This is a genomic window from Cellvibrio sp. QJXJ, assembly GCF_024452345.1.
Lineage (GTDB): Bacteria > Pseudomonadota > Gammaproteobacteria > Pseudomonadales > Cellvibrionaceae > Cellvibrio.
On record NZ_CP101662.1, the window covers coordinates 4,312,259 to 4,332,982 of the forward strand.

A 20,724-nucleotide genomic window follows, 5' to 3' on the forward strand; every position below is an offset into this window, starting at 1 on the left:
ATTAACTGGAGAAAATCATGACAACTAACAATAAGCACAACCTCGGAAAAACATTCCTAAAAAAACAATTGCCGGCTTATATCAAACTTGCATCCAGCGTATCTCTGGTTGTGGGCGCGATGGGTGTGGCACCTTATTCGTTTGCGCAAGATAGCGCAGATGCTTTGGAAGAGGTTGTAGTAACCGGTCAGCGCGCAAGTATTCAGTCTGCGCAAGACATCAAGCGAAATTCATCCACTATTGTGGATTCAATTGTTGCAGAAGATATTGGTAAGTTGCCAGACCGCAGTGTTACCGAAGCGTTGCAGCGCGTTCCCGGTGTAACCGTCGGCCGCTATACCAATAACGACGCGGAGCACCCTGCTGCAGAGGGGAGCGGTGTCGCTGTCCGTGGTTTATCGCAAGTTCGTTCAGAGCTAAATGGACGTGATGTGTTTTCGGCGGCTAGTGGTCGTGGCTTGAGCTTTGAGGATGTCCCTGCGGAATTAATGTATGCCGTTGATACTTACAAAAGCCCTTCAGCCGATATGATCGAAGGTGGTTTGGGCGGCACCGTAAACCTGCGTACCCGTATGCCATTTGATTCCGATGGTCAAATGGTTAGTGTTTCTGCAAAAGCCAACTATGGCGATCAATTAAAAGAAACTAACGGCGAATATTCTGGTTTATATAGCAATCGCTGGGAAACTGATTTAGGGGAGTTCGGCATTTTAGTGAATGCGTCAACTTCTGATCTTTCCAGTCGTTCGGATCAAGTTTACACACGTGCTTATTTGCCGCGTGAAATTAACGGCCAAGACGTATGGGTTTCCAAGGGGGTGGACTGGCGTCGTAACGATTATGAAAGCACTCGACAAGGTGGTTACCTCGCTTTGCAATGGGCGCCAAATGATAGAACAGAACTTTACTTTACTGTTTTCCAAAGTAAGCACGATACTACTTATGATGAGAATGCTTTCTTCTTGGAAGGTGCTAATGGCGATCAAGCGTTGGTTCCAACGGCAGATAATGATTGGATGTATAGCGAAAATAATGCCCTTGAATCGGGTACTGTGACTGTTAATAATCCGGCACAATGGGGACTTGATTTCGGTACTAGTACTCGTTGGGCAAATAATGTTTCAACTACTACTGATTACTCAACAGGTATTAAGTGGAGTCCAGATGATTACTGGAAATTCTCAGCCGATGTGCAATATGTAAAATCAGAGTTGACCATTAATGATTACACTCTAGGTTTAAAAGTTATTCCAGAAGAAGCCTATATGAATGGTATAGGTACAAAAACTCCATCTATTTTACTTGATCCTGAATACATGGCTAATTATGCCAACTACAGTTTAGGTCAAGAGATGACGCACTTCGAACGTAACGATGCCGATGCTAAGACAGGTCGTTTCGATGCTGAATATAATTTTGATGGTGCAGTAATTAAATCAGTAAAAGCTGGTGTGAGATATTCCGAGAAAAAAGCGGATAACATCAACACTGAGTATGATTGGAATACACGTTATGCCACTTGGTTTACTCAGCTCGACTGGAATGGCTATGATAAAAATACTTTGCCTAAGGTAACTGAAGCGCAAGCGTCACAATATTTGAATCTGTATAGCTTCGATGATTTCCAGCGTGGTGATGTTGCTGTTCCTGCAGCAGGATATTTGTATTCCAGCGCTGCAGTAAAAGACTTCAGGGCTACAACAGATGCCATTAATGGTGATCGTGCAACTACCTGTGCTCCTTATCAATCATGGATTTGTGATTCTATTTATCCTGAGTGGAATCGCCTAACTGATCCTCAATATCGTAATCAACAAAGTGAAACCAACTTTGCCGCTTACATGATGGCTAATTTTGGCTTTGATGATTTGGCGATGCCGGTAGATGGTAATGTTGGTGTTCGTGTAGTTCAAATTGATAACGAAGCTGAAGGTTATGAAGGTTGGAATAACTTAGATGCTCCGCCTGGGGTAGGTTTCGCTTCAAAAACTAACCCTTACACGACTAAACATAGTCGCAGTTATGTATTGCCAAGCTTAAATCTTCGTATACAAACAACCGATGACTTGTTTATTCGTTTTGCTGCTTCCAAAGCAATTTGGGCACCAAGCTTTTCTGATTTGCAAGCTAAACGCGTTATTGGTAACAGTAATAAGGAAGGGGTACAAACTGTAACAAGTTTGGATGATGTTGAGTTTGCTCAAGATCAATTTACCAATCCTGATTTGGCGCCGATGACTGCAAATCAGTTTGACATTACTGCTGAGTGGTATTTCGATGATAACGGCGGGATGGCTCACGCAGCATTTTTTAGTAAGCAAGTTGATGATTTTTTCCGTAGAGAAAATGTTGTTTATCAGTTGCCAAATCCAAATGGCGTTGTTGTGCCTGTCAATACAACAGTGCTGAAAAATATTGGCTCTGGTGATATTAAAGGTGCTGAAATTGGTGTCAGTAAGTTCTTTGATGCCTTGCCGGCCCCCTTTGATGGTTTAGGTATTCAGGCGAGTTATACCTACATTGATAGTAAAGCGGAAATTCCTGCAAATGCTGAGGGAGTTAGCCCAATTGATACAGACCGTTCTCCCTTCGGGCAAATGCCAATTGATCAGCTATCGAAGAATTCTTACAACCTTATTGGTATGTATGAAAAAGATGGTTTCTCTGCGCGTTTGGCTTATTCTTGGAGAAGCAAGTATCTGATTACATGGGGTGGTAATGGATTTGATCCTGATTTCAACTTTGGAGCGGAAGGTAAGGCTCGTATTCCAGTCTACAATGATGATTACGGTCAATTAGATGCTTCAATCAGTTACACCTTCCTTGATAACTATACAGTTACCGCAGAAGCAACTAATCTGCTGAAAGAGAAAACTGTTGGCATTATGGAGCAGAATGGTGCTGGCGATCATATTGCCTACTCCTACGCACAAGATGCTCGTTTTGCAGTTGGTATCCGCGCCAAGTTTTAATTAGCGCGTGTTAAAAACCTTGCCCCAACCGGGGCAAGGTTTTTTTGTTTTTGCCTTTTTAGTTTTCTGTTTTTTCCGCAAGTCTTACACCGATCTTTAGCGTGAAAAACGCATCCTCCCATAAACACATCTGCATTACCGCAAGAGGATTTATGCAAATCGCCACTTTCTTTAGTTCATATTTGTTTTGTTCGCGTTTATTGCGCTACCTGAGTGCAAGTATTTTATGCTTGGTGGCGCTGCCGCTTTGTGCCGCGCCCTTGCCCGAGCTGGTGAGTAAAAATGGCCGTCATGCATTATTGGTGGATGGTGCCCCATATTTAATGTTGGGGGCGCAAGCCAATAACTCCAGCAATTACCCGGATGCATTAAAAGACGTATGGCCTTCGGTAGAAAAAATGCACGCGAATACCTTGAGTATTCCGGTGGCCTGGGAGCAGATTGAACCAACAGAAGGTGCGTTTGATTTTTCGTATGTGGATGTATTAATTAAACAAGCGCGCGAGCGCGATGTAAAAGTGGTGCTGCTGTGGTTTGCCACCTGGAAAAATAATGCACCGCACTACGCGCCAGCTTGGGTGAAGTTGGATAACCAGCGCTTCCCCCGTGTAGTGAAACAAGATGGTGATACCTTAAATTCCCTCTCTCCACTTGGCCAAAATACCTTGGCAGCCGATAAAAAAGCCTTTGTGGAGTTGATGAAGCACCTGAAAAAAATCGATAAAGATCACACGGTGATTATGGTGCAAGTGCAGAACGAAGTTGGCACCTATCAATCAGTGCGCGATTTTTCTGCGCTGGCGCAACAACACTTCACTGCGCAAGTGCCGGCAGACTTAATTCAACAATTGAAACTAAAAAGCGGTACTTGGGCGCAGGTGTTTGGTAAAGATGCCGATGAATTTTTTCACGCCTATTACATCGCCAAATACTGCAATGAAATTGCCCAAGCGGGTAAGGCGATAAAAAATCTGCCTATGTATGTGAACGTGGCATTGCGCAACCCGTTTAACCCCGGCTTGCCCGGACAATATTCCAGTGGTGGTGCAACCGATAACGTGCTGCATATTTGGAAAGCCGCCGCGCCCGCGATTGATTTAATTGGCCCGGATATTTATTTTCGCGATCACAAAACCGTGAGTAAAGTATTGGAACTATACGCCCGCCCAGACAATGCATTGTTTGTGGCAGAAATTGGCAACGATCAACCCTACGCGCGCTATTTTTATTCTACGCTCGGGTTGGGCGGCATTGGCTTCTCACCTTTTGGTATGGATGATACGGGCTACACTAACTACCCCTTGGGCGCCAAAGAATATAACGCTGAAACCATCGAACATTTTGCGCAACACTATCGCGCGATTGAACCCATGATGCGCGACTGGGCAAAACTCTTATTTGAAAATAATAGCTGGGGTTTTGCTGAGCCATTGGATACCACAGGCGATACACAAAAAATCTGGAATGCCGAAGCAACTCCGGCAGAAAAAGAACAGCATGCAAAAGATAAAGCCGCTGCGCTCACACAATTAGTAGATGGAGGCTTGTGGGATATAGAAGTGACCTACGGCCGCCCCATGTTCTGGATCGCACCACCCGAAGGTAATACTCCCGCTGCTGGCGGTGCTTTGGTAGTGCAATTAAGCGATAACGAATATTTGGTAACCGCACATAAAGCGCGCGTGGAATTTAAACCTTCCGCAGAGCTTGCCAGTAAAAAATTTATGATCGATCGCGTAGAAGAGGGGCGTTACGAAAACGGCAAATGGATACTGTCGCGTGTATGGAATGGCGATCAAACTGACTGGGGCTTAAATTTTAGTGACCGCCCGGTAGTGTTAAAAGTAAAAATGGCGGCTTATACCACTAATTAAAATCTATAAATAAACCGTTCAAATAAAAACCCCAGCGTTGCAAAACGGATGGGGTTTTTATTTGTATTTTTTTATTTAAATGATCTTTAGTGGATTGCTTAAAAAACAACGCTATTCACATGCGGGTTTTCTACGCACACATCCAGCTGCATTAATTCGCTTAGCACTATCAGGTGTTCGTGGCCGTCGGCGGTAATTTTTATACACTCATCGCGATTGTCATTGCGCTGCGTGTCTTGCGCTATACCCTGAATAACTGCGCCCGATTTCATGGTTAACCGCACCGGGTAGTGATACATACAAACAATTTCTATGTAATCGTGTTGGTTGCAGCTGATCATTTTGATATCCCCTACAACAGATCTTTGTGTTTATTTCACCATTATTCCCAGCAATTTCAGTACTTCGCGGTTTGGAAAACCGTCGGCGATCATGCCTTGTTGCTGCTGGAATTCGCTCAGCGCGCGGCGAGTGCCGGGGCCAAAAATACCGTCGGGTGTGCCTGCATCAATGCCTTTGGTGTTGAGTTGTGTTTGCAGTGCGATTACCTGGTCGCGATGTAAACGCGGTGCATTTTCCGGTGGCGATTGCAGCAACTTTCCGCCCCCCGCAATTTGATCGGCCAATTGCCCAACGGCAATGGCGTAAAACTCCGAGCGGTTCCAGCGCATAATCACGTTAAAATTGTCATACACCAAAAATGCCGGGCCTTGGTGACCAGCGGGAACGAGTAGTGCGGCTTGCATCTCATCCTCGGGTAGCGGTGAATTGTCAGCGCGAGTTACGCCCAGCTGGCGCCATTCACGGAGTGATTTGGTATTTTTTAAACCAGCTTCCAGAAACGGAAAATCTTTTGGCAATTTAACTTCGCGCCCCCAGCGTGCCTTGGGTTGCCAACCGAGATTGCGCAAAAAGTTTGCACTGGATGCCATAGCATCCGCTTTGCTTTTCCACAAATCGCGCTTGTTATCACCATCGTAATCCACGGCGTGTTTTAAAAATGCCGAGGGCATAAATTGCACGTGGCCCATAGCACCCGCCCATGAACCGACCATCTGCGCGGGCGCAATTGCACCTTCATCCAATATGCGCAGCGCATTCATTAATTCGATGGTAAAAAATTCACTGCGGCGCGTATCACATGCCAGGGTCGCGAGTGAATCCACCACATTGATGTTGCCAAAAAAACTGCCGTAATTAGTTTCCAGCCCCCAAAATGCCAACAAGTAGGGCGCGGGCACACCGTATTCTTGCTCAACACGTTCAAGCAATGCGCGGTGCTCAACCCACAAGCTGCGCCCTTGCGCTACCCGTTGCTCAGTAACACGGCGATTAAAATAATCAGCAAAAGTGGTCGTAAATTCCGGTTGTTGTTTATCCAATTCCAATACGCGTTGGTTTAAGTTTGCTTTGGCCAAACTGTTGTTGATGGTATTGGCAGAAATGCCCTGGGTTTTGGCAAGGCTGGAAAAGTGATTAATACAGGCAGAAAAATCCGCGGCGCTCATTGTCGCGGCTACGGGTTTGGGGGCTGCTGGTTGTAGCGCTTGTCTGCCGGTGGCGGGGTTGTTGTTAATTGCCGCTGCGGGCGTTACAGCGGATTGCTCAGCAGGAGCGGGCGCCTGCGCACAGGAAAGTAAACTGCTACAGCACGCAATGGTTAAAAAGTGACGCAAGGTATTCATCATAATCCGGGGCTTCCCTTGGGGATTCGGGGGTTTAATGCCGTTATTGTAAGCGCTTTGGTCGGTAAACGTCATTGACTCATCTACCTTGTGGCAATAGCATCCGCGATAAGTTTCCCAATCGTTGCGGCACAGGCGCTGCTCCTGCGCATCCTCCCTCACTCAGGTGCAATTCATGAATAGCCTTACCCGTATTTCCCTCGCAGCATTAACCCTTGCTCTGGCTGTGAAAACCCCCGTGTTGTGCGCCCAACCGGCTGGCAATAAAACGGCGGCGGAATTTAATACCCCAGCCTATTGGTATGAATCCGGTCAGGCTGCATTGCACGCGGCAAAACAAAATACTTATGTCGGCACAAAAGCCAAAAATGTCATTTTATTTGTAGGCGATGGCATGGGCATTTCCACCGTAACCGCCGCGCGAATTCTTGAAGGACAAATGCAACAACGCGATGGCGAAAGTAATCGCCTCGCGTTTGAAAAGTTTCCCTATTTTGCATTGAGTGTTACGGCAAGCGCGAATCAACAAACATCGGATTCCGCACCCACCGCCACCGCGTTAATGACGGGAATAAAAGCCAATGATGGCGCTATAGCGGTAAACCAAACTTTGGCGCGCACCGAAAGCAATGCCGCCCTGGTTGCGGCCGCGAGTGTAAAAAGTATTTTGCAGCAAGCGGAAGAGCAGGGCTTGGCGACGGGCATTGTCACCACCGCGCGCGTGACTCACGCAACGCCCGCCACCAATTATGCCCATGTGCCCGACCGCGAATGGGAGGCAGATGTAAATTTACCAAACGGTGCAACCGTAAAAGATATTGCGCAACAATTGTTGGAGTTTTCTCATGGCGATGGAATAGAAGTCGTGATGGGCGGAGGGCGCAAACAATTTTATGCACACACCGAAGCCGACCCTGAATACGCTGGTCGCACTGGTATTCGCCGCGATGGGCGCAATTTACATAAAGAGTGGGTGGCAAAACATCCGCGCTCGACCTATGTGTGGAATAAAAAATTATTGGATGAAATCGACCCGAAAAAAACCAAACATTTACTCGCCTTATTTGAACCTTCGCATATGCGCTACGAAGCAGATCGCGCGCAAGATATTGCCGGTGAACCCTCGCTCGCGGAGATGACCACCAAAACACTGCAGATATTGCAACAAAATAAAAACGGATTTTATTTAATGGTGGAAGCAGGGCGCATAGATCACGCACACCACGCCGGTAATGCCTACCGCGCACTGACCGATGCGATTGCATTATCGGATGCAGTAAAAGCAGCACAGGCCGCAACAGATCCGCGCGACACGTTAATTATCGTCACCGCCGATCACAGTCACACTTTCACCATCGCGGGCTACCCTGAACGCGGCAATCCTATTTTAGGTAAAACGCGCGCAGGCGGTGAATTGTTAACCGACACCATGGGATTGCCGTACACCACTCTCGGTTACGCCAATGGCCCCGGTTTTACCGGCGGAAAAACGCGTCGCGAATTTAACGGCAAAAGTGAAAGCGCAATTGCTGCCACCTATAAAGGCACGGCTAAACGCCCTGACTTAACCGACGTGGACACCACCAGCCCCGCCTATATGCAAGAAGCTACCGTGCCGCTCGCCTCGGAAACTCATGGCGGTGAAGATGTCGGCATTTACGCACTGGGGCCAAACGCACATTTATTTCGCGGTGTACAAGAGCAACACATTATTTATCACATCATGGCCGACGCACTCGGTCTGAATAAACAGGCTAAATAATGAAAAATTATTGCGCGATAATTTTATATTGCCTGCTTGGCATTGGCTGCACCTTTCATTGCGATGAACTAAGCGAGCCAGTGCCGATAATAAATACCCAAAACCTGCCGCCACTCGCGGCAGAATTTGTAACCACTATTTCTGGCGATGATTCCACCGTAAATTCTGCTCGCCTGGTGCGCACTGCCAGTGCCGTGGAATGGACTTATCTCACCACTAATACCAGCGAGTTATGGACTAAAACCAGTAACGATTTATGGTTTTACAGCAAAGTTTTTCACGCGGATCGCCAAGTCATTGAATACTCACCGGTGGATATTAATTTGCTTGGCATTCATCAGCAGTGGCAACAGCTCGCCATCAACCCGGATATTTTGCACGCCGCAACCAGCACCAAACCCGCTGCAGATTTTCGCGGTTGGAAAAGTGTGATTTATACCAGCGAAGTGGAAGGAATAACTTATGAAGTGCTATGGCTACCGCAACTTTCCATCGCGGCGCGGGTAATCGCTAAGCAGGGTAAACAAAAAACCGTAACCGAAATCCGCACGCTTTATGTCAACCAACAAGCACCATTTACCTTTTCAGATATCACTCACTATCGCACCATTGAATACACAGACTTAGGCGATATGGAACGCGACCCGTTTGTAATGAAAATCCAGCATGAGCTGCTGGATCATCATGGGCATTTGCATTGATTTTGGCTGAGGAGTAAAACTCTGAAAGCTAGTCTGCCGTCATACCCGCGAATGCGGGTATCCATAAAACTATTCGAAGTAAATTGATAGGTTGGACAGTCAAACCCAACTTAATTTTTGATCTCTTTCACGTAAGAACCAATATCTATTGAATAAAAATATCCGCCGTCAGATACGGGGGTGGGAAAGTCAATATAGATGTAAGTACGATCCGCTTCGTGCGCTGGGATAATCACCTCATAATATTTTTCTATATCCGGCTCATCTGCCTGCGAAAATATAGGTATTCCATTTGGTCTAAGCGGAATAATAGATTCAATATTCTTTGTGTTTAGGTTGTCACCCCAAAAACGTGTTCTTTGGTTTTGTTCTTTCGGCGATATTGGTTTGGGAGTCACAATTAGCCAAGCTTGCTTTGAAGGAAACGAAATGGCAGGTAGCCGAATCAAGTATGTTGTGTTTTCTTCATTTGTTGGTGAAACGTAAACATTCAAATCATACGCGTTTTCACATTTTGGCGTTACATGCGCATATCGGCTCCAATTTGCAAGCGTATGGGCTGATAAAGTTAAAGAAATAAAAAGTAATAGAAAATTTTTCATTTTTCATACTTTTCAAAAAAAGAATACTTTTTTAAGTTGGTAATGGGCCAAAAGTGGAAGTTAGCGACTGCCTAGACATTTAACGAGTTAGGTAATTTGGCCGGTTTTTTTTCACACCGCTTGTTAAGATTTTTCCCTTAGTTTGATTTGCTAGGTTTTTCGTTTTTCTCAAGCAAGATAAGCATTTCTTTCGCCACTAATGCAGCAGATGGCAGGAACATCGTCGAGACAATGCGATCATCAATAATTACATCATGCTTGTCGGGAATATTGTCTTTGTTTACGGTGATCGCGCCTTTTTCTTTAAGTCTCTCTTCAACTAGAAAGGGCAGTAGGCTCCCTTGTTTTGCCCAGTCCTTTTCTTTTTCTGTTGAGTTGGGGAAACCTGCAATGCGTTTACCCTTTACAAGAGGCTGACCACTGGAAAGCATTGCGTTCGCAAAGGCGCCAGCCCCATGGCCAACGCTTCCAATGACTCCGCCACTCTCGTAGATCTTCGCTATGATGCCGAGCAAATCTTTATTAGACGCCACATCAAAAACATTCCCGTAACCCCCGCCGATGAACACTGCGGAATACTCACTCGGATTCACCTGCTTAGGCGTTAAAGAGTTGTTGGCTTTACTCAAGAAGCCCTCATATTTGATGGTATAGCTGCTAATCCCCAACGGGTCTCTCATGAACGGCACGGTGCCACCCAGCGGAGAAGCAAAGTCCACGTCGTAACCATGCGAAACAAATACATGGTATGGCGGTGCGTACTCCCACAGATCGTTTCTGGCCTCGTGCTTCTCCGGGTCTCCCATATCTGTCAAGTTTGAAGCAATGATGAGAACTTTTTTTGCATTGCCTGCATGCGCTGGCATGTTGGATACAACAGTTTGAGAAAAAGCTAACGAGGAGAATAAAAGAGTGATAGCTGTAATAAATAATTTTAGCAACATATATTTCCCATTTTGGCTACTTTAAATTCCGATTTAAAAAATAACTTATCAAGTTGCGACTAGCCTTAGACACACCCAAGGTTCACTTTGGATTCACCGAGCATCACTTTTTTAAATGGCTGTTGATCCGCGTTCAACCCATATCTATTTTGGTGTTTGATGTTGACCCGCAAAAAACTACAGTGTTCGGCCAAAAAGCGGAAGTTCGCGTTTATGTAGGTTGGGCAGTAATGTCCAATCTACGGGCTATTCTTGTTCTCATACCCGCGAACGCGGGTATCTATTTTCCCCACACAACTACAATAGCTTTATTATTCAGAGCAGCATCTTTTAAAAACTCGAACATTGAATCGAAAAGCCAAAAGTCTGCCGAGCAATCAATATCATCAAGTAGTGCTTTGTAATGTGACTTGGATTTTCTTTCAATTTCGTTCACGACTGAATTGACCATTTCTTTATTAACAAAAACAACATCAGGATCGTCGAATTCATTTTCCTGCGCTCTCATTTCACCTTGAAATAACATGCACACAGGTGACCCTTCATTTTTCAACGCCAAGGCCCAAGCAGGTATTGATTCTTCAGCATCACAAGATTCATAATTTTGAATATTGATTCCATCCAAAGCCTCATACCAATCACTTTTTGTAACACATCCCTCAAAATTTGATCGCATTTTATCTTCAACTTTATAAAATACTCCAAAACTCATTTTACCCTCCAAGCGAGTTAAAGAAATCAGAACTATCTTGGTTTGGTGTTGATGGGCTCTGCAATTTTAAAGATACCCCCTCCTTTAAAATCCATCAATATGCGTACCAAAAACATACCCGTAAATAATTAAGATATACATAATAATAAAAGCCAGTAACAAAGGAATAAAATAAATCAGCCTAACTAAAATCGATTTTTGTGTCGTATTTTTCCAAAACACCAGCGCAGCGAAAATGCCCACAACTCCATGAAGCGAAAACCATAAGGCTTCTGGCAGCCCAAGGTTGTTGGTGTGTCCGGTGTAACTTCTTAATGAAAAATCAATAACCACGATAAGTATTAATCCTACGGAAAACCAGATGATTGGAGTGAGGTGGGTTTTTTTATAGTTCATAATGAGCTCCTACTGGTTGAGCTTGACGCGCGGTTTTGATGGGCAATAGGGAAGAAAATATGTTTCAGGTATTCTGCGGTGGTGGAAAATGTCCAAACCACGCATATTTGAAGGTGCTGCTCCGCGAGCATATTTAATTGCTGATTGTGCCCAGCTGTTGCTATTAAAGCCTGCGCCCGCTGTTGGGTATTGAATGGGATCAAGGATTTGATTTGTTATATAAGCATTGATTAGCGATATTAGCTTTTTCTCTCCGTATGGGGAGATGGCCGTTCCATTAAATCTAACTATATGTAGCTCCGCGTCATAGTCAGACTCATACCACTTTTTTTCAAGTCCGCCAAAAAATTCTCTAGCAGCTAATGTATCAGCCACTTCAAATGCTTCAACGTTGAGTGATTCTCGATTCTGTGCGCCAATTACTATGCCGTAAGTTTTGGGGCCTAGTGTTCTCGCTGAAACAGCTTTTCCACCAAGAATGATTGTTTGAGGGGAATTAAAAGTGATTACAATAAACTGATGGGTTCCAACTGGCAGACCATTAAGGTCTCTTGCTCCTATATATACAGTCATAACATTTCCTTTTCAGTGCTATTTTTCCAGCGGTATGTTGCTTTTGCAGCAGCGTAACTTAAACTCCTTTGCTTTATTTTGCTAAAACCAATTCACATACTTTGTTTTAGGTGGATATCCCGGCTTAATTTTTGATGTTTTAACGGGAGGAGTTAAGTGCGTTGCCAGCTGCAAAGCAGCACTCTTTTGTGGGTCAGGTATAGCACCCAGTTTGTTGTTTGCAATCAATACCGTCGAATATGCTTGCCAATATAATAAGCTAAAAATATGCAACCTATTCCCGCTAAAATCATCCAAAACCCGTCCGCAAGTCCAAGTCGAAATGCGGCTTTAATAATAACTACCGTCCCGATTACATAAAGCCATAATTCAATTTTTTTCATTTTGTTTTTATTCGATTGGTGCTGGAGTCAGCCAAGAGCTGAAGTTCGCGTTTGTGTAGGTTGGGCAGTAATGCCCAACCTACGGCTAAGCAGAAGTTTCTGCGTTGCTAGCATTCTCAGTGCTTGCTCTGCGCTGAGTATGTTCAGGTTGTACTTGGCTATTGTTTTCAATACAGCTTTCTTCAAAGTTAATTTCTGGTAGAAGCTTCATGATTGGTGGGGCTAGCTGTTGAATTCCCGTGGATATGGATACGATCAATGCCACGTTCGCCATTTGTTGCCAAAATTTCTTGGCTATCGGATCTGATTTTGCAAGTTCAACAGAGTCAGCGTGTAAAACTCCATAACCGAAAGCAGCATTAACAGCTCTGGATACTGATTCTGAGCCGCAAATCGAATGTTCTTCTACAGCAAGACAAATTTCATGTAACTGCTTAATCATAAATTTCTTAATGTGATCAGGAAGGTTTGAATCTCTGACCTCATCAATTAAGGCACGTGTATTGAGTAATATGGAGTCTAAAGAGGGTTCGCTAATTATTGATTCTGCATTTTTATGGGAAAGTAGATCTGATGTCATTGATAAATAATTAATAACATGGACGTTAATATGAGATTTAAAAGTTGACCAAGGACTATTGAGATTACTGTTTATAAATGCTGTTTCAAGTGGTTCTACCCAGTGAAGATACCTATCTATTTTTACGTCGCCAATATTCTTAAGATTTTCGATGATGTCAGTTGAGAGCGACATTACCTTTCCAATACGCCCCATAAGCATCGCATTTTCTCCTTTAGGGACATTTAGGAGCTGGCACCAAGCTTTTCTACACCCCATTTCATTCTGAAGCTCAATGCCTTGCTCTAATATTGTTAAAAGTCGAGCTGCCGGGTTATCTAATTTCATTGTTTATAATCTCTCCTGTTCTAATGCTGGGGTAATCAAGTTTTGAGTAAAACTAAAACGGTGCTTCCCGTTAGTCCATAGGGATTTTGGCGGCTTGCCTCGCAACGCGCCTCCCGTAAAATCCATCCAATGATTGAAGCACATATAACCTAAATAACAAATTTCGCGCGCAACGGTAATTACCGCCTATTACACAGGTAAAGAATTAATAAGCTGCTGCAGATAAAGCCATGCGCTGATGTTTTAGCCGTAAAATAGCAGCATATTCGTTAGATGAGGTGCTTATGTCTGTTGAATTCTCTCTGCTTGAACTCGCCTCGGTGCGCGTCAATGAAACTCCTTGCGATACGTTTAATCACGCGGTGGCTTATGCCAAGGCGGCGGATGCGTTGGGGTTTAAACGGTTTTGGTTGGCGGAGCATCACAATATGCAGGGCATCGCCAGTTCGGCGACGGCGGTGTTGATTGGGCATATTGCGGGGAATACGCAGCGGCTGCGCGTCGGTTCCGGGGGAATTATGTTGCCCAACCATTCGCCGCTGATTGTGGCGGAACAATTTGGCACGCTTGCCTCACTGTATGGTGACCGTATCGATTTAGGTTTGGGGCGCGCACCGGGAACTGATCCGGTTACCAGTCGTGCATTAAAACGCGATGATTCGGCAGCAGAAAATTTTGCGCAAGAAGTTCAGGTGATTCAACAATTATTGCAACCGAGCCAGCCACAACAGCGTTTGCGTGCAGTACCCGGTGAAGGTACGCAGGTGCCTATCTGGATTTTGGGTTCGAGCCTTTACAGTGCCGGACTCGCGGCGCAATTGGGTTTACCTTATTCATTTGCGGGGCACTTTGCGCCCGCGTATATGCGCGCTGCACTCAAACGTTATCGCGCGGAATTTCGCCCCTCGGCGCACTTGGAAAAACCCTATTTTATTTTGGGTTTGCCAGTGGTGTGGAGTGAGACGGAAGCGCAAGCGATGTTTAATGCAACTACCAGCTTTCAGCGTATTACTGCGTTATTTCGCGGCGAACCTTTGTGGTTGTGCCCTCCGGTGCAGCCAGAGGAATTAAATTGGTCGGCGGGTGAAAAACACAATGTGGAAGAATTTTTAGCGCTTGCCCAAGTTGGCGATGAATTACAAATTCTGGATGGCTTGCAACAATTACGCGATGAGCTCGCGATTGATGAATTTATGTTTACGATTGATGTATACGACCGCGACTTGCGTATTCAAACATTGGAAACGCTGGCACGTATTAAAGAACACTTGCGTTAAACTTTTTTAAGGCGGGGTGAAACAACAATTCCACATTGGCCCGCAATCCGTTGCACTCCTTGCGGGCTACGCTGGTTTTTCGTAGGTGACGATACAATTGCGGCCTGATGCTTTTGCGTTGTAGAGCGCCACATCGGCGCGCTGGATTACAGCGATTGCGTTGGGCTCATCGGCTTGCCAGTGGCTGCTGCCGATGCTCATGGTCATCTGGCTGACTTCGGGGAACGTGGCGGATTCAATCGCGCTACGAATTTTTTCGGCAACTGTGTGAACTTCGCTGGCGCTGGGTGCGTTGGGCAAAATCACTACAAACTCTTCGCCGCCATAGCGTGCAACAAAATCAGTTGCGCGGGTGTTTTGCATAATTAACCTGGCGATTTGTTGCAACACGGCATCACCCACCGGGTGGCCGTAGTTGTCGTTTACTTTTTTAAAGTGATCGGCATCGAGCAATAAAATAGAAAAGCCGCGCCCGGTGCGTTTGCCCATTTGTACATAATCCACCAATTTCTCGTCAAAGCGACGCCGGTTATTTATTCCTGTTAGGGGATCGGTAGTGGCTAAATGTTCCAATTGTTTATTGGCGACGGCTAATGCATCGGTGCGCTGTAATACTTGTTGTTCCAGGGTTTGATTGAGTAATTCCAGTTCGCGCTCGCGTGTGAGCAGGGATTCTGTCATGGACTGCATAGCGTTACTCAACTGCGCAACTTCACTCAGGCTGGTGTCGGTAGGATACCTAGGTGCGCTCGTATTATGTTTAATGCAGTGTGCGGCAGCGGCGAGTTGTTCAATCGGTTTACTGACGCTTTGTGCGAGCCGCCAAGCCAAGAGTGAAAATAAAATAACTGCAATCAATGCCAATACCAGAAAGCGGGCATACATGGCATAAACGGGCGCGAGTGCATTTTCCAGCGGTTGGCGCACCACAATTCGCCAGCCAAAATTGGTTGTTGAATCTGCATCCACTAAAACCTGACTGGTTAAATAACGGTGTCCGTCATCCCACATGGCGATGGAATAATTTTTAGTAAGCGGCAATTTTGTGGGAAGTTCGCTTACGCCTGCCAACGTTTGTGGATAGAGCACATTGCCGCTGTTACTCACAATCAATATCTGTGTTTCACTATCGTTATTGCGGCGATTAATAATGGACTGCACGGTGGAGGTAACCCAATTCCAATGCGCGTGTGCGGCAACAACGCCAATTACCTTGCCATCACCGGTGCGAATGGGGGCTGCAAAGTCGATAAAGCGCAAAGGTTCATCGGTGTGAGTGTTGGGTAAAAGTTTGGCGAGTAACAGCGCTTCATGTACATCGCCACTGTAGACGTCTTTTAATCCGGCGATAAACCAGGGGCGCTGCGCTACAGATTGCCCTACGAGCATATTGTTGCTGGCTTGAACTACTGTACCAGTGGCGTCGGCCACACCCAGCCACGCAAATTCGCTGCGCAGTGTGCGGCGCCGTTCAAGTGAGGCGAGAATGTCCGGGCTGGTTAAATCGCCGCGTACAAAATGGGGCGCTTGGCTGAGCAATATAATTTCTATTTCACGTTCATGCAGGTTGGCGCCCAGCAGTTCGGCAGCGGCCACGGCTTGGGCGTGCACAGCTTCACCGGCATTAATTTTCATTTGGTTGGCCGTTATCCAGCCCGCATAAATACCTACGCTGAGAAGCGTAAACAGTGACAGCCCGCCAAACCACAAGGCCAGCCGCACTCTAAAGCTACTGTGTTTGAACAATTAGCATGCCTTGTCTGATTAAGTTGACGTCATAATATACATTTTTAGCGCGGGTCTGGCAGTATCCTGCGTGGGAAATAAATCGCAACACATCACAGGAATAGATAATGGAAGCTGTTCAATTGTTTGGATCAAGTGTGCCGGTGGTGCCGCTGTTGTTATTGGCGGCAGGGTTGCTTATTGCACTGCTCGGTAAATTACTTCGCGCGCCGTTTGATGCGAGCGATGTTTTTTTAAAGCTGATGTTAGTGAGTTTAGTCCTGGGGCGTGTGGTTTTTGTGCTGCTGCACTTTGATGCCTATCGCGATAATGGTTGGGCAGTGCTGGATATTCGTGATCGCGGTGTGGATATTTACGCGGCGCTGATTACGGCGGTTGTGTACCTCGCGTGGTTGGTTTATCGGCGCCCTGCGCAGCGGCGGTTGTTATTGCAAATAATATTGCCGGTCGCACTATTAACCGGTGGCAGTTATGTATTGTTAAAAAGTTATTTGCGCCCGCCATCACTCTGGCCGGATTTAACCTTTGTAACATTGGCAGATGAAACCCGTTTATCACAAACCGTCAGTTTGCAAACCGATGTGCAGCGCGAGTTTACGCTAGTGAATTTGTGGGCGACTTGGTGCCCGCCGTGTCACCGCGAAATGCCGGTATTAGCAGCGGCGCAACATGAATTTCCGCAGGGGCGATTTATTTTGCTGAATCAAGGTGAATCGGCTGAGGTGGTGAGTGAGTATTTATTGGAAAACAATTTGCACTTTGAACAGGTGTGGTTGGATGCACAAAGCCAGTTCAGTCAATTTTCCGGTAATCGCGGTTTGCCACTGACTTTGATTTACGACAAGCAGGGCAAACTAATCGATGGCCATGTTGGCCAGCTGTCGCGCGCGACCTTGATGCAAAAATTAGCGGTTTTTAAATCCGAAAAATAAGCTGGTGTTTAATCTCCCCCGGCCCCTCTTTTTCAAAGAGGGGAGCTAATCTCCCCGGGTTCTTCTTTTACAACGAGGGGGGAGCTAATCTCACCCAACCCCTCTTTACCAAAGAGGGGAGTTTTATTAAAGATGGGAGTCCAACTCCTCCCTTTGTAAAAGGGAGGCTGGGAGGGATTCATCTTCAATTACTACAAAAAACTATTCTGTGCGATACCGCTCCAGCCAATGGGCATAGGGTGCAGGTAAAACCCACGCGGATTTTTCTACGCCCAATTCTTTCGCCGCAAAATAGGGCCAGTGTGGGTTGGCCAAATGCGGGCGACCAATCATCACCAGATCCAATTGTTTATTGGCGATGGCCTGTTCCGCTAATTGCGGTGTGCTGAAACCCCAGGCTGATGCCACGGGAAGATCAGCTTGGTTACGCACTTGTTCGGCGATGGGTGCAAGAAATGCCGGGGCCCAAGGGATGTTTGCATCGGGTGTGGAGAAGCCGACGCTCACACTCAACATATCCAAACCATTTTTGCGCAATTGTTTGGTGAGTTCGATGGATTCGGCGAGAGTTTCTTCATCGCGACCATCGTATTCGATGACACCAAAACGTGCGGTGAGCGGTAAATTTTGTGGCCAGACGTTGCGTACAGCAGCGAGAGTTTCCAATAAAAAACGGCTGCGGTTTTCAAGGCTGCCGCCATATTCATCGGTACGTTGATTAGCGTGGGTGGAGAAAAAACTTTGCGCCAAATAACCGTGGGCAAAATGCAATTCCAACCATTCAAAACCAGCGGCGCGTGCACGTTGCGCGGCAGCGGCAAAATCGGCAGTCACGCGCTGGATATCGGCCAGCGACATTTCCTGCGGCACTTTGTCTAAATCGCCACCAAAGGCAATTGCCGAGGGTGAAATGGTTTGCCAGCCGCGCGCATCGCCTTCGGCAATATGATCATCACCTTCCCAAGGGCGATTGGCACTGGCTTTGCGGCCAGCGTGAGCAATCTGGATTCCGGGCACTGCACCGGCTTTTTTAATGGCAGCGGCAATTTGTGCAAGGCCCGCGATATGTTCATCGCTCCACAATCCGAGGCAGTTGGGAGAGATACGCCCTTCAGGCGATACACCAGTTGCCTCCACGATCACCAAACCTGCACCGCCGCGCGCAATGCTGCTGTAGTGGGCGAGGTGCCAATCGTTGCTGAAGCCGTCGGTGGCCATGTATTGGCACATGGGCGGTACGGCGATGCGGTTGCGCAATTCAATATCTTTCAGTTTAAAACGGCTAAAAAGGGCGGACATGAGTTTCTCCAGGCTAAAACACTTTCCCCGAATCACGAGGCTTGGCGCCTAGAGTAATGGCTGGCGAGATATAAAAATAATCAGCTTTTATTATCTACGTCATAAGCTGAGCTTATGAGTGGGGGCCGCTACCGATTTACACCGCAAACAGTTCAAACAATAAATCGCGAATCCAGCGGTGCGCCGGGTCTTTGTGGGTGCGTTCATGCCATGCGGCGACCAGTGTAAAACCTTCAACCGGCAGCGGAGTTTCTTGTGTTGCTAGTCCATCGAGGTGTTCGACCAAGCGTTTCGGAACCACGGAAATCAAGTCGCTGGCGCGGACGATATTGGTCATCACCAAAAAGGATTTTACCGAGAGCATTACTTGCCGCTCGCGCCCGATTTTTGCCAAGGCTTCGTCAGTCGCGCCACTAAAGCAGCCGCCGTTGTAGGAGAAAAGTGCGTGTTCGAGGCGGCAGAATTCATCGAGTGATAAGGTTTTTTTTGCGGCGGGATGTTCATTGCGCATTACGCACACATATTCTTCGTCGAACAAGCGACGTGCATGCAAATCCGGTGGGCTATTTGCCGGGCTCAACAGAACCAGTTGCAGATCACCGCGCTCCAACTGCGCCTGCAAACTTTCGTTTTCAATGGGGAGTAGTGCCACGCGAATATTGGGTGCGCGCTTTTTCAGCTCCAACACAAAGGGCACAGCAACCGCTTGCAAGGCATAGTCGGTCGCGGCTATCGATAAGGTCAGCCGTGCTGTGAGCGGATCAAATTCGGTGGCTGTGAGCAATACCGCAATTTCTGCTAGCACTTTTTTGACTGGCGCGGCTAATTCCAGCGCACGTTCGGTGGGAACAACACCGCGCTGGGAGCGGACAAATAAGGGGTCATTAAAGCTCTCACGCAAGCGAGTCAGCATGCCGCTCATCGCCGGTTGTGTTAGCGACAGCCTCGCCGCCGCCCGCGTTACATTGCGTTCATCCAACAGTGCATCCAATGCTTTTAATAAATTCAAATCAACGGTTTTTATATCGCGCATGGGGTTGGTGCTCGTGGGTGTGTGTTGTGAGAGTGGTTTGCTTATATCCCTGTGGGTGGTTTTATGCAATGAACACGCTGGCGTTAGGCCGCGCACAAAAATAGCTTAACACCTGTTAAAAAAACCGTAACAAATCCTTCATATACTTCTGTGCAACCCATCAACCTGTTTATTGCTGTATCAATTTATTGCTGTAACAATCGGCTTGGATATTGCTGCATAAATTGGGTTGGTTAAACGCTATTGCAAATAAGAAGGAAAAAACGTGCCTGAACTTATCGCTCCTCCCGCGAAACATACGCTTGGTGCTTACGGTGTTTGGTTGTTTACCGACAAGCACCCGACCCTGAAAAAGATTAAAAAACAAGTGACGCCCAGTGTGCACGGTGATCGCCATTGGGATTCCAGTTATCTGTTGATGGATTATTTTACCGAGCATCGCCCACGCAAAAATACCCGGGTATTGGATGTGGGCTGCGGCTGGGGGCCAACGTCGATTTTCTTTGCGCGTAAAGGCTGCAAGGTGACGGGCATGGATGTGGATAACGATGTGTTTCCGTTTTTAGAGGCCCAAGCCGATTTGAACGAGGTGAAGATTCAAAAGTTAATCTGCTCCATGAAGCAGATGAAAAAAAAGGATTTGGAAAATTACGATGTGATCGTGGGCGGCGATATTTGTTTTTGGGATGAACTGGCCGATGAGTGGTTTGCCATGCTCAAGCGCGCTGCGTCGACCGGGGTAAAAAAACTGGTGCTCGCCGACCCTGGTCGTCAGCCATTTTTGGATTTAATCGATAAGTGCGATAAAAAATGGCCCACCGAACATTTGATTTGGCTGGCGCTGCAGCCGAAAAAATTTGAAGGCAGTTTGATGATTGTGACCTTGAACGACTGATGAGGTTACACTGATGGGGTGGCAGTGCTGC

Annotated in this window: 18 protein-coding genes; 7 read left to right on the plus strand and 11 right to left on the minus strand. The window is 46.5% G+C overall.

Annotation, left to right across the window (positions count from 1 at the left end):
• Nucleotides 1–17 precede the first annotated feature (17 nt).
• Nucleotides 18–2,972 (plus strand): TonB-dependent receptor, encoded by a 2,955-nt coding sequence (locus NNX04_RS18655; RefSeq protein WP_007645793.1) that lies wholly within the window; start codon nt 18–20, stop codon nt 2,970–2,972.
• A gap of 152 nt (nt 2,973–3,124) precedes the next feature.
• Nucleotides 3,125–4,846, plus strand: a complete 1,722-nt coding sequence (locus NNX04_RS18660) for a DUF5597 domain-containing protein (RefSeq protein WP_261946771.1) — start codon at nt 3,125–3,127, stop codon at nt 4,844–4,846.
• Nucleotides 4,847–4,944: 98 nt separating this feature from the next.
• Here the strand turns inward: NNX04_RS18660 and NNX04_RS18665 are convergent, their stop codons facing one another.
• On the minus strand, nt 4,945–5,187 hold the full coding sequence (locus NNX04_RS18665) for a Rho-binding antiterminator (RefSeq protein ID WP_261946772.1): 243 nt from the start codon (nt 5,185–5,187) through the stop codon (nt 4,945–4,947).
• A 30-nt stretch (nt 5,188–5,217) separates the two neighbouring features.
• Nucleotides 5,218–6,534 (minus strand): lytic murein transglycosylase, encoded by a 1,317-nt coding sequence (locus NNX04_RS18670; protein ID WP_261946773.1) that lies wholly within the window; start codon nt 6,532–6,534, stop codon nt 5,218–5,220.
• Nucleotides 6,535–6,706: 172 nt separating this feature from the next.
• On the opposite strand from NNX04_RS18670, the gene NNX04_RS18675 reads away from it, so the two are divergent.
• Nucleotides 6,707–8,293 (plus strand): alkaline phosphatase, encoded by a 1,587-nt coding sequence (locus NNX04_RS18675; protein ID WP_261946774.1) that lies wholly within the window; start codon nt 6,707–6,709, stop codon nt 8,291–8,293.
• Nucleotides 8,293–8,994, plus strand: a complete 702-nt coding sequence (locus NNX04_RS18680; protein WP_261946775.1) for a hypothetical protein — start codon at nt 8,293–8,295, stop codon at nt 8,992–8,994. Before NNX04_RS18675 ends, NNX04_RS18680 begins: the two co-directional genes overlap by 1 nt.
• 110 nt (nt 8,995–9,104) lie before the next feature.
• Here the strand turns inward: NNX04_RS18680 and NNX04_RS18685 are convergent, their stop codons facing one another.
• From NNX04_RS18685 to NNX04_RS18710, 6 genes are all read right to left on the minus strand, one after another.
• Nucleotides 9,105–9,596 carry a hypothetical protein gene (locus tag NNX04_RS18685; protein WP_261946776.1) on the minus strand — a complete coding sequence of 164 codons (492 nt, stop codon included), beginning with the start codon at nt 9,594–9,596 and terminating at the stop codon, nt 9,105–9,107.
• 137 nt (nt 9,597–9,733) lie between these two features.
• Complete coding sequence (locus tag NNX04_RS18690) at nt 9,734–10,540, minus strand: type 1 glutamine amidotransferase domain-containing protein (protein WP_261946777.1); 807 nt, start codon at nt 10,538–10,540, stop codon at nt 9,734–9,736.
• A gap of 280 nt (nt 10,541–10,820) precedes the next feature.
• Nucleotides 10,821–11,252 (minus strand): hypothetical protein, encoded by a 432-nt coding sequence (locus NNX04_RS18695; protein ID WP_007645804.1) that lies wholly within the window; start codon nt 11,250–11,252, stop codon nt 10,821–10,823.
• A gap of 84 nt (nt 11,253–11,336) precedes the next feature.
• On the minus strand, nt 11,337–11,648 hold the full coding sequence (locus NNX04_RS18700; protein WP_261946778.1) for a hypothetical protein: 312 nt from the start codon (nt 11,646–11,648) through the stop codon (nt 11,337–11,339).
• Nucleotides 11,649–11,657: 9 nt separating this feature from the next.
• Nucleotides 11,658–12,221, minus strand: a complete 564-nt coding sequence (locus NNX04_RS18705; protein ID WP_007645806.1) for a hypothetical protein — start codon at nt 12,219–12,221, stop codon at nt 11,658–11,660.
• Nucleotides 12,222–12,689: 468 nt separating this feature from the next.
• Nucleotides 12,690–13,511: a hypothetical protein gene (locus NNX04_RS18710; RefSeq protein WP_261946779.1), complete on the minus strand. Its 822-nt coding sequence runs from the start codon at nt 13,509–13,511 to the stop codon at nt 12,690–12,692.
• A gap of 284 nt (nt 13,512–13,795) precedes the next feature.
• Here NNX04_RS18710 and NNX04_RS18715 point away from each other — a divergent pair, with 284 nt between their 5' ends.
• Nucleotides 13,796–14,788 carry an LLM class flavin-dependent oxidoreductase gene (locus tag NNX04_RS18715; protein WP_261946780.1) on the plus strand — a complete coding sequence of 331 codons (993 nt, stop codon included), beginning with the start codon at nt 13,796–13,798 and terminating at the stop codon, nt 14,786–14,788.
• Nucleotides 14,789–14,854: 66 nt separating this feature from the next.
• Here NNX04_RS18715 and NNX04_RS18720 read toward each other — a convergent pair whose 3' ends face one another.
• Entirely contained in the window at nt 14,855–16,534 is a 1,680-nt protein-coding gene (locus NNX04_RS18720; protein ID WP_261946781.1) for a sensor domain-containing diguanylate cyclase, read from the minus strand.
• Between the two features lie 107 nt (nt 16,535–16,641).
• Here NNX04_RS18720 and NNX04_RS18725 point away from each other — a divergent pair, with 107 nt between their 5' ends.
• The gene (locus tag NNX04_RS18725; protein WP_261946782.1) at nt 16,642–17,466 is read left to right on the plus strand and encodes a TlpA family protein disulfide reductase; all 825 of its coding nucleotides are present in this window, start codon (nt 16,642–16,644) and stop codon (nt 17,464–17,466) included.
• A gap of 201 nt (nt 17,467–17,667) precedes the next feature.
• Here the strand turns inward: NNX04_RS18725 and NNX04_RS18730 are convergent, their stop codons facing one another.
• Both NNX04_RS18730 and NNX04_RS18735 read right to left on the minus strand, forming a co-directional pair.
• A complete protein-coding gene (locus NNX04_RS18730; protein ID WP_261946783.1) occupies nt 17,668–18,765 on the minus strand; it encodes an NADH:flavin oxidoreductase/NADH oxidase in 1,098 nt (365 codons plus the stop codon).
• Between the two features lie 136 nt (nt 18,766–18,901).
• Nucleotides 18,902–19,798, minus strand: a complete 897-nt coding sequence (locus NNX04_RS18735) for a LysR family transcriptional regulator (RefSeq protein WP_007645812.1) — start codon at nt 19,796–19,798, stop codon at nt 18,902–18,904.
• A gap of 265 nt (nt 19,799–20,063) precedes the next feature.
• On the opposite strand from NNX04_RS18735, the gene NNX04_RS18740 reads away from it, so the two are divergent.
• Nucleotides 20,064–20,693, plus strand: a complete 630-nt coding sequence (locus NNX04_RS18740; protein WP_261946784.1) for a class I SAM-dependent methyltransferase — start codon at nt 20,064–20,066, stop codon at nt 20,691–20,693.
• The last annotated feature ends 31 nt before the right edge of the window (nt 20,694–20,724 follow it).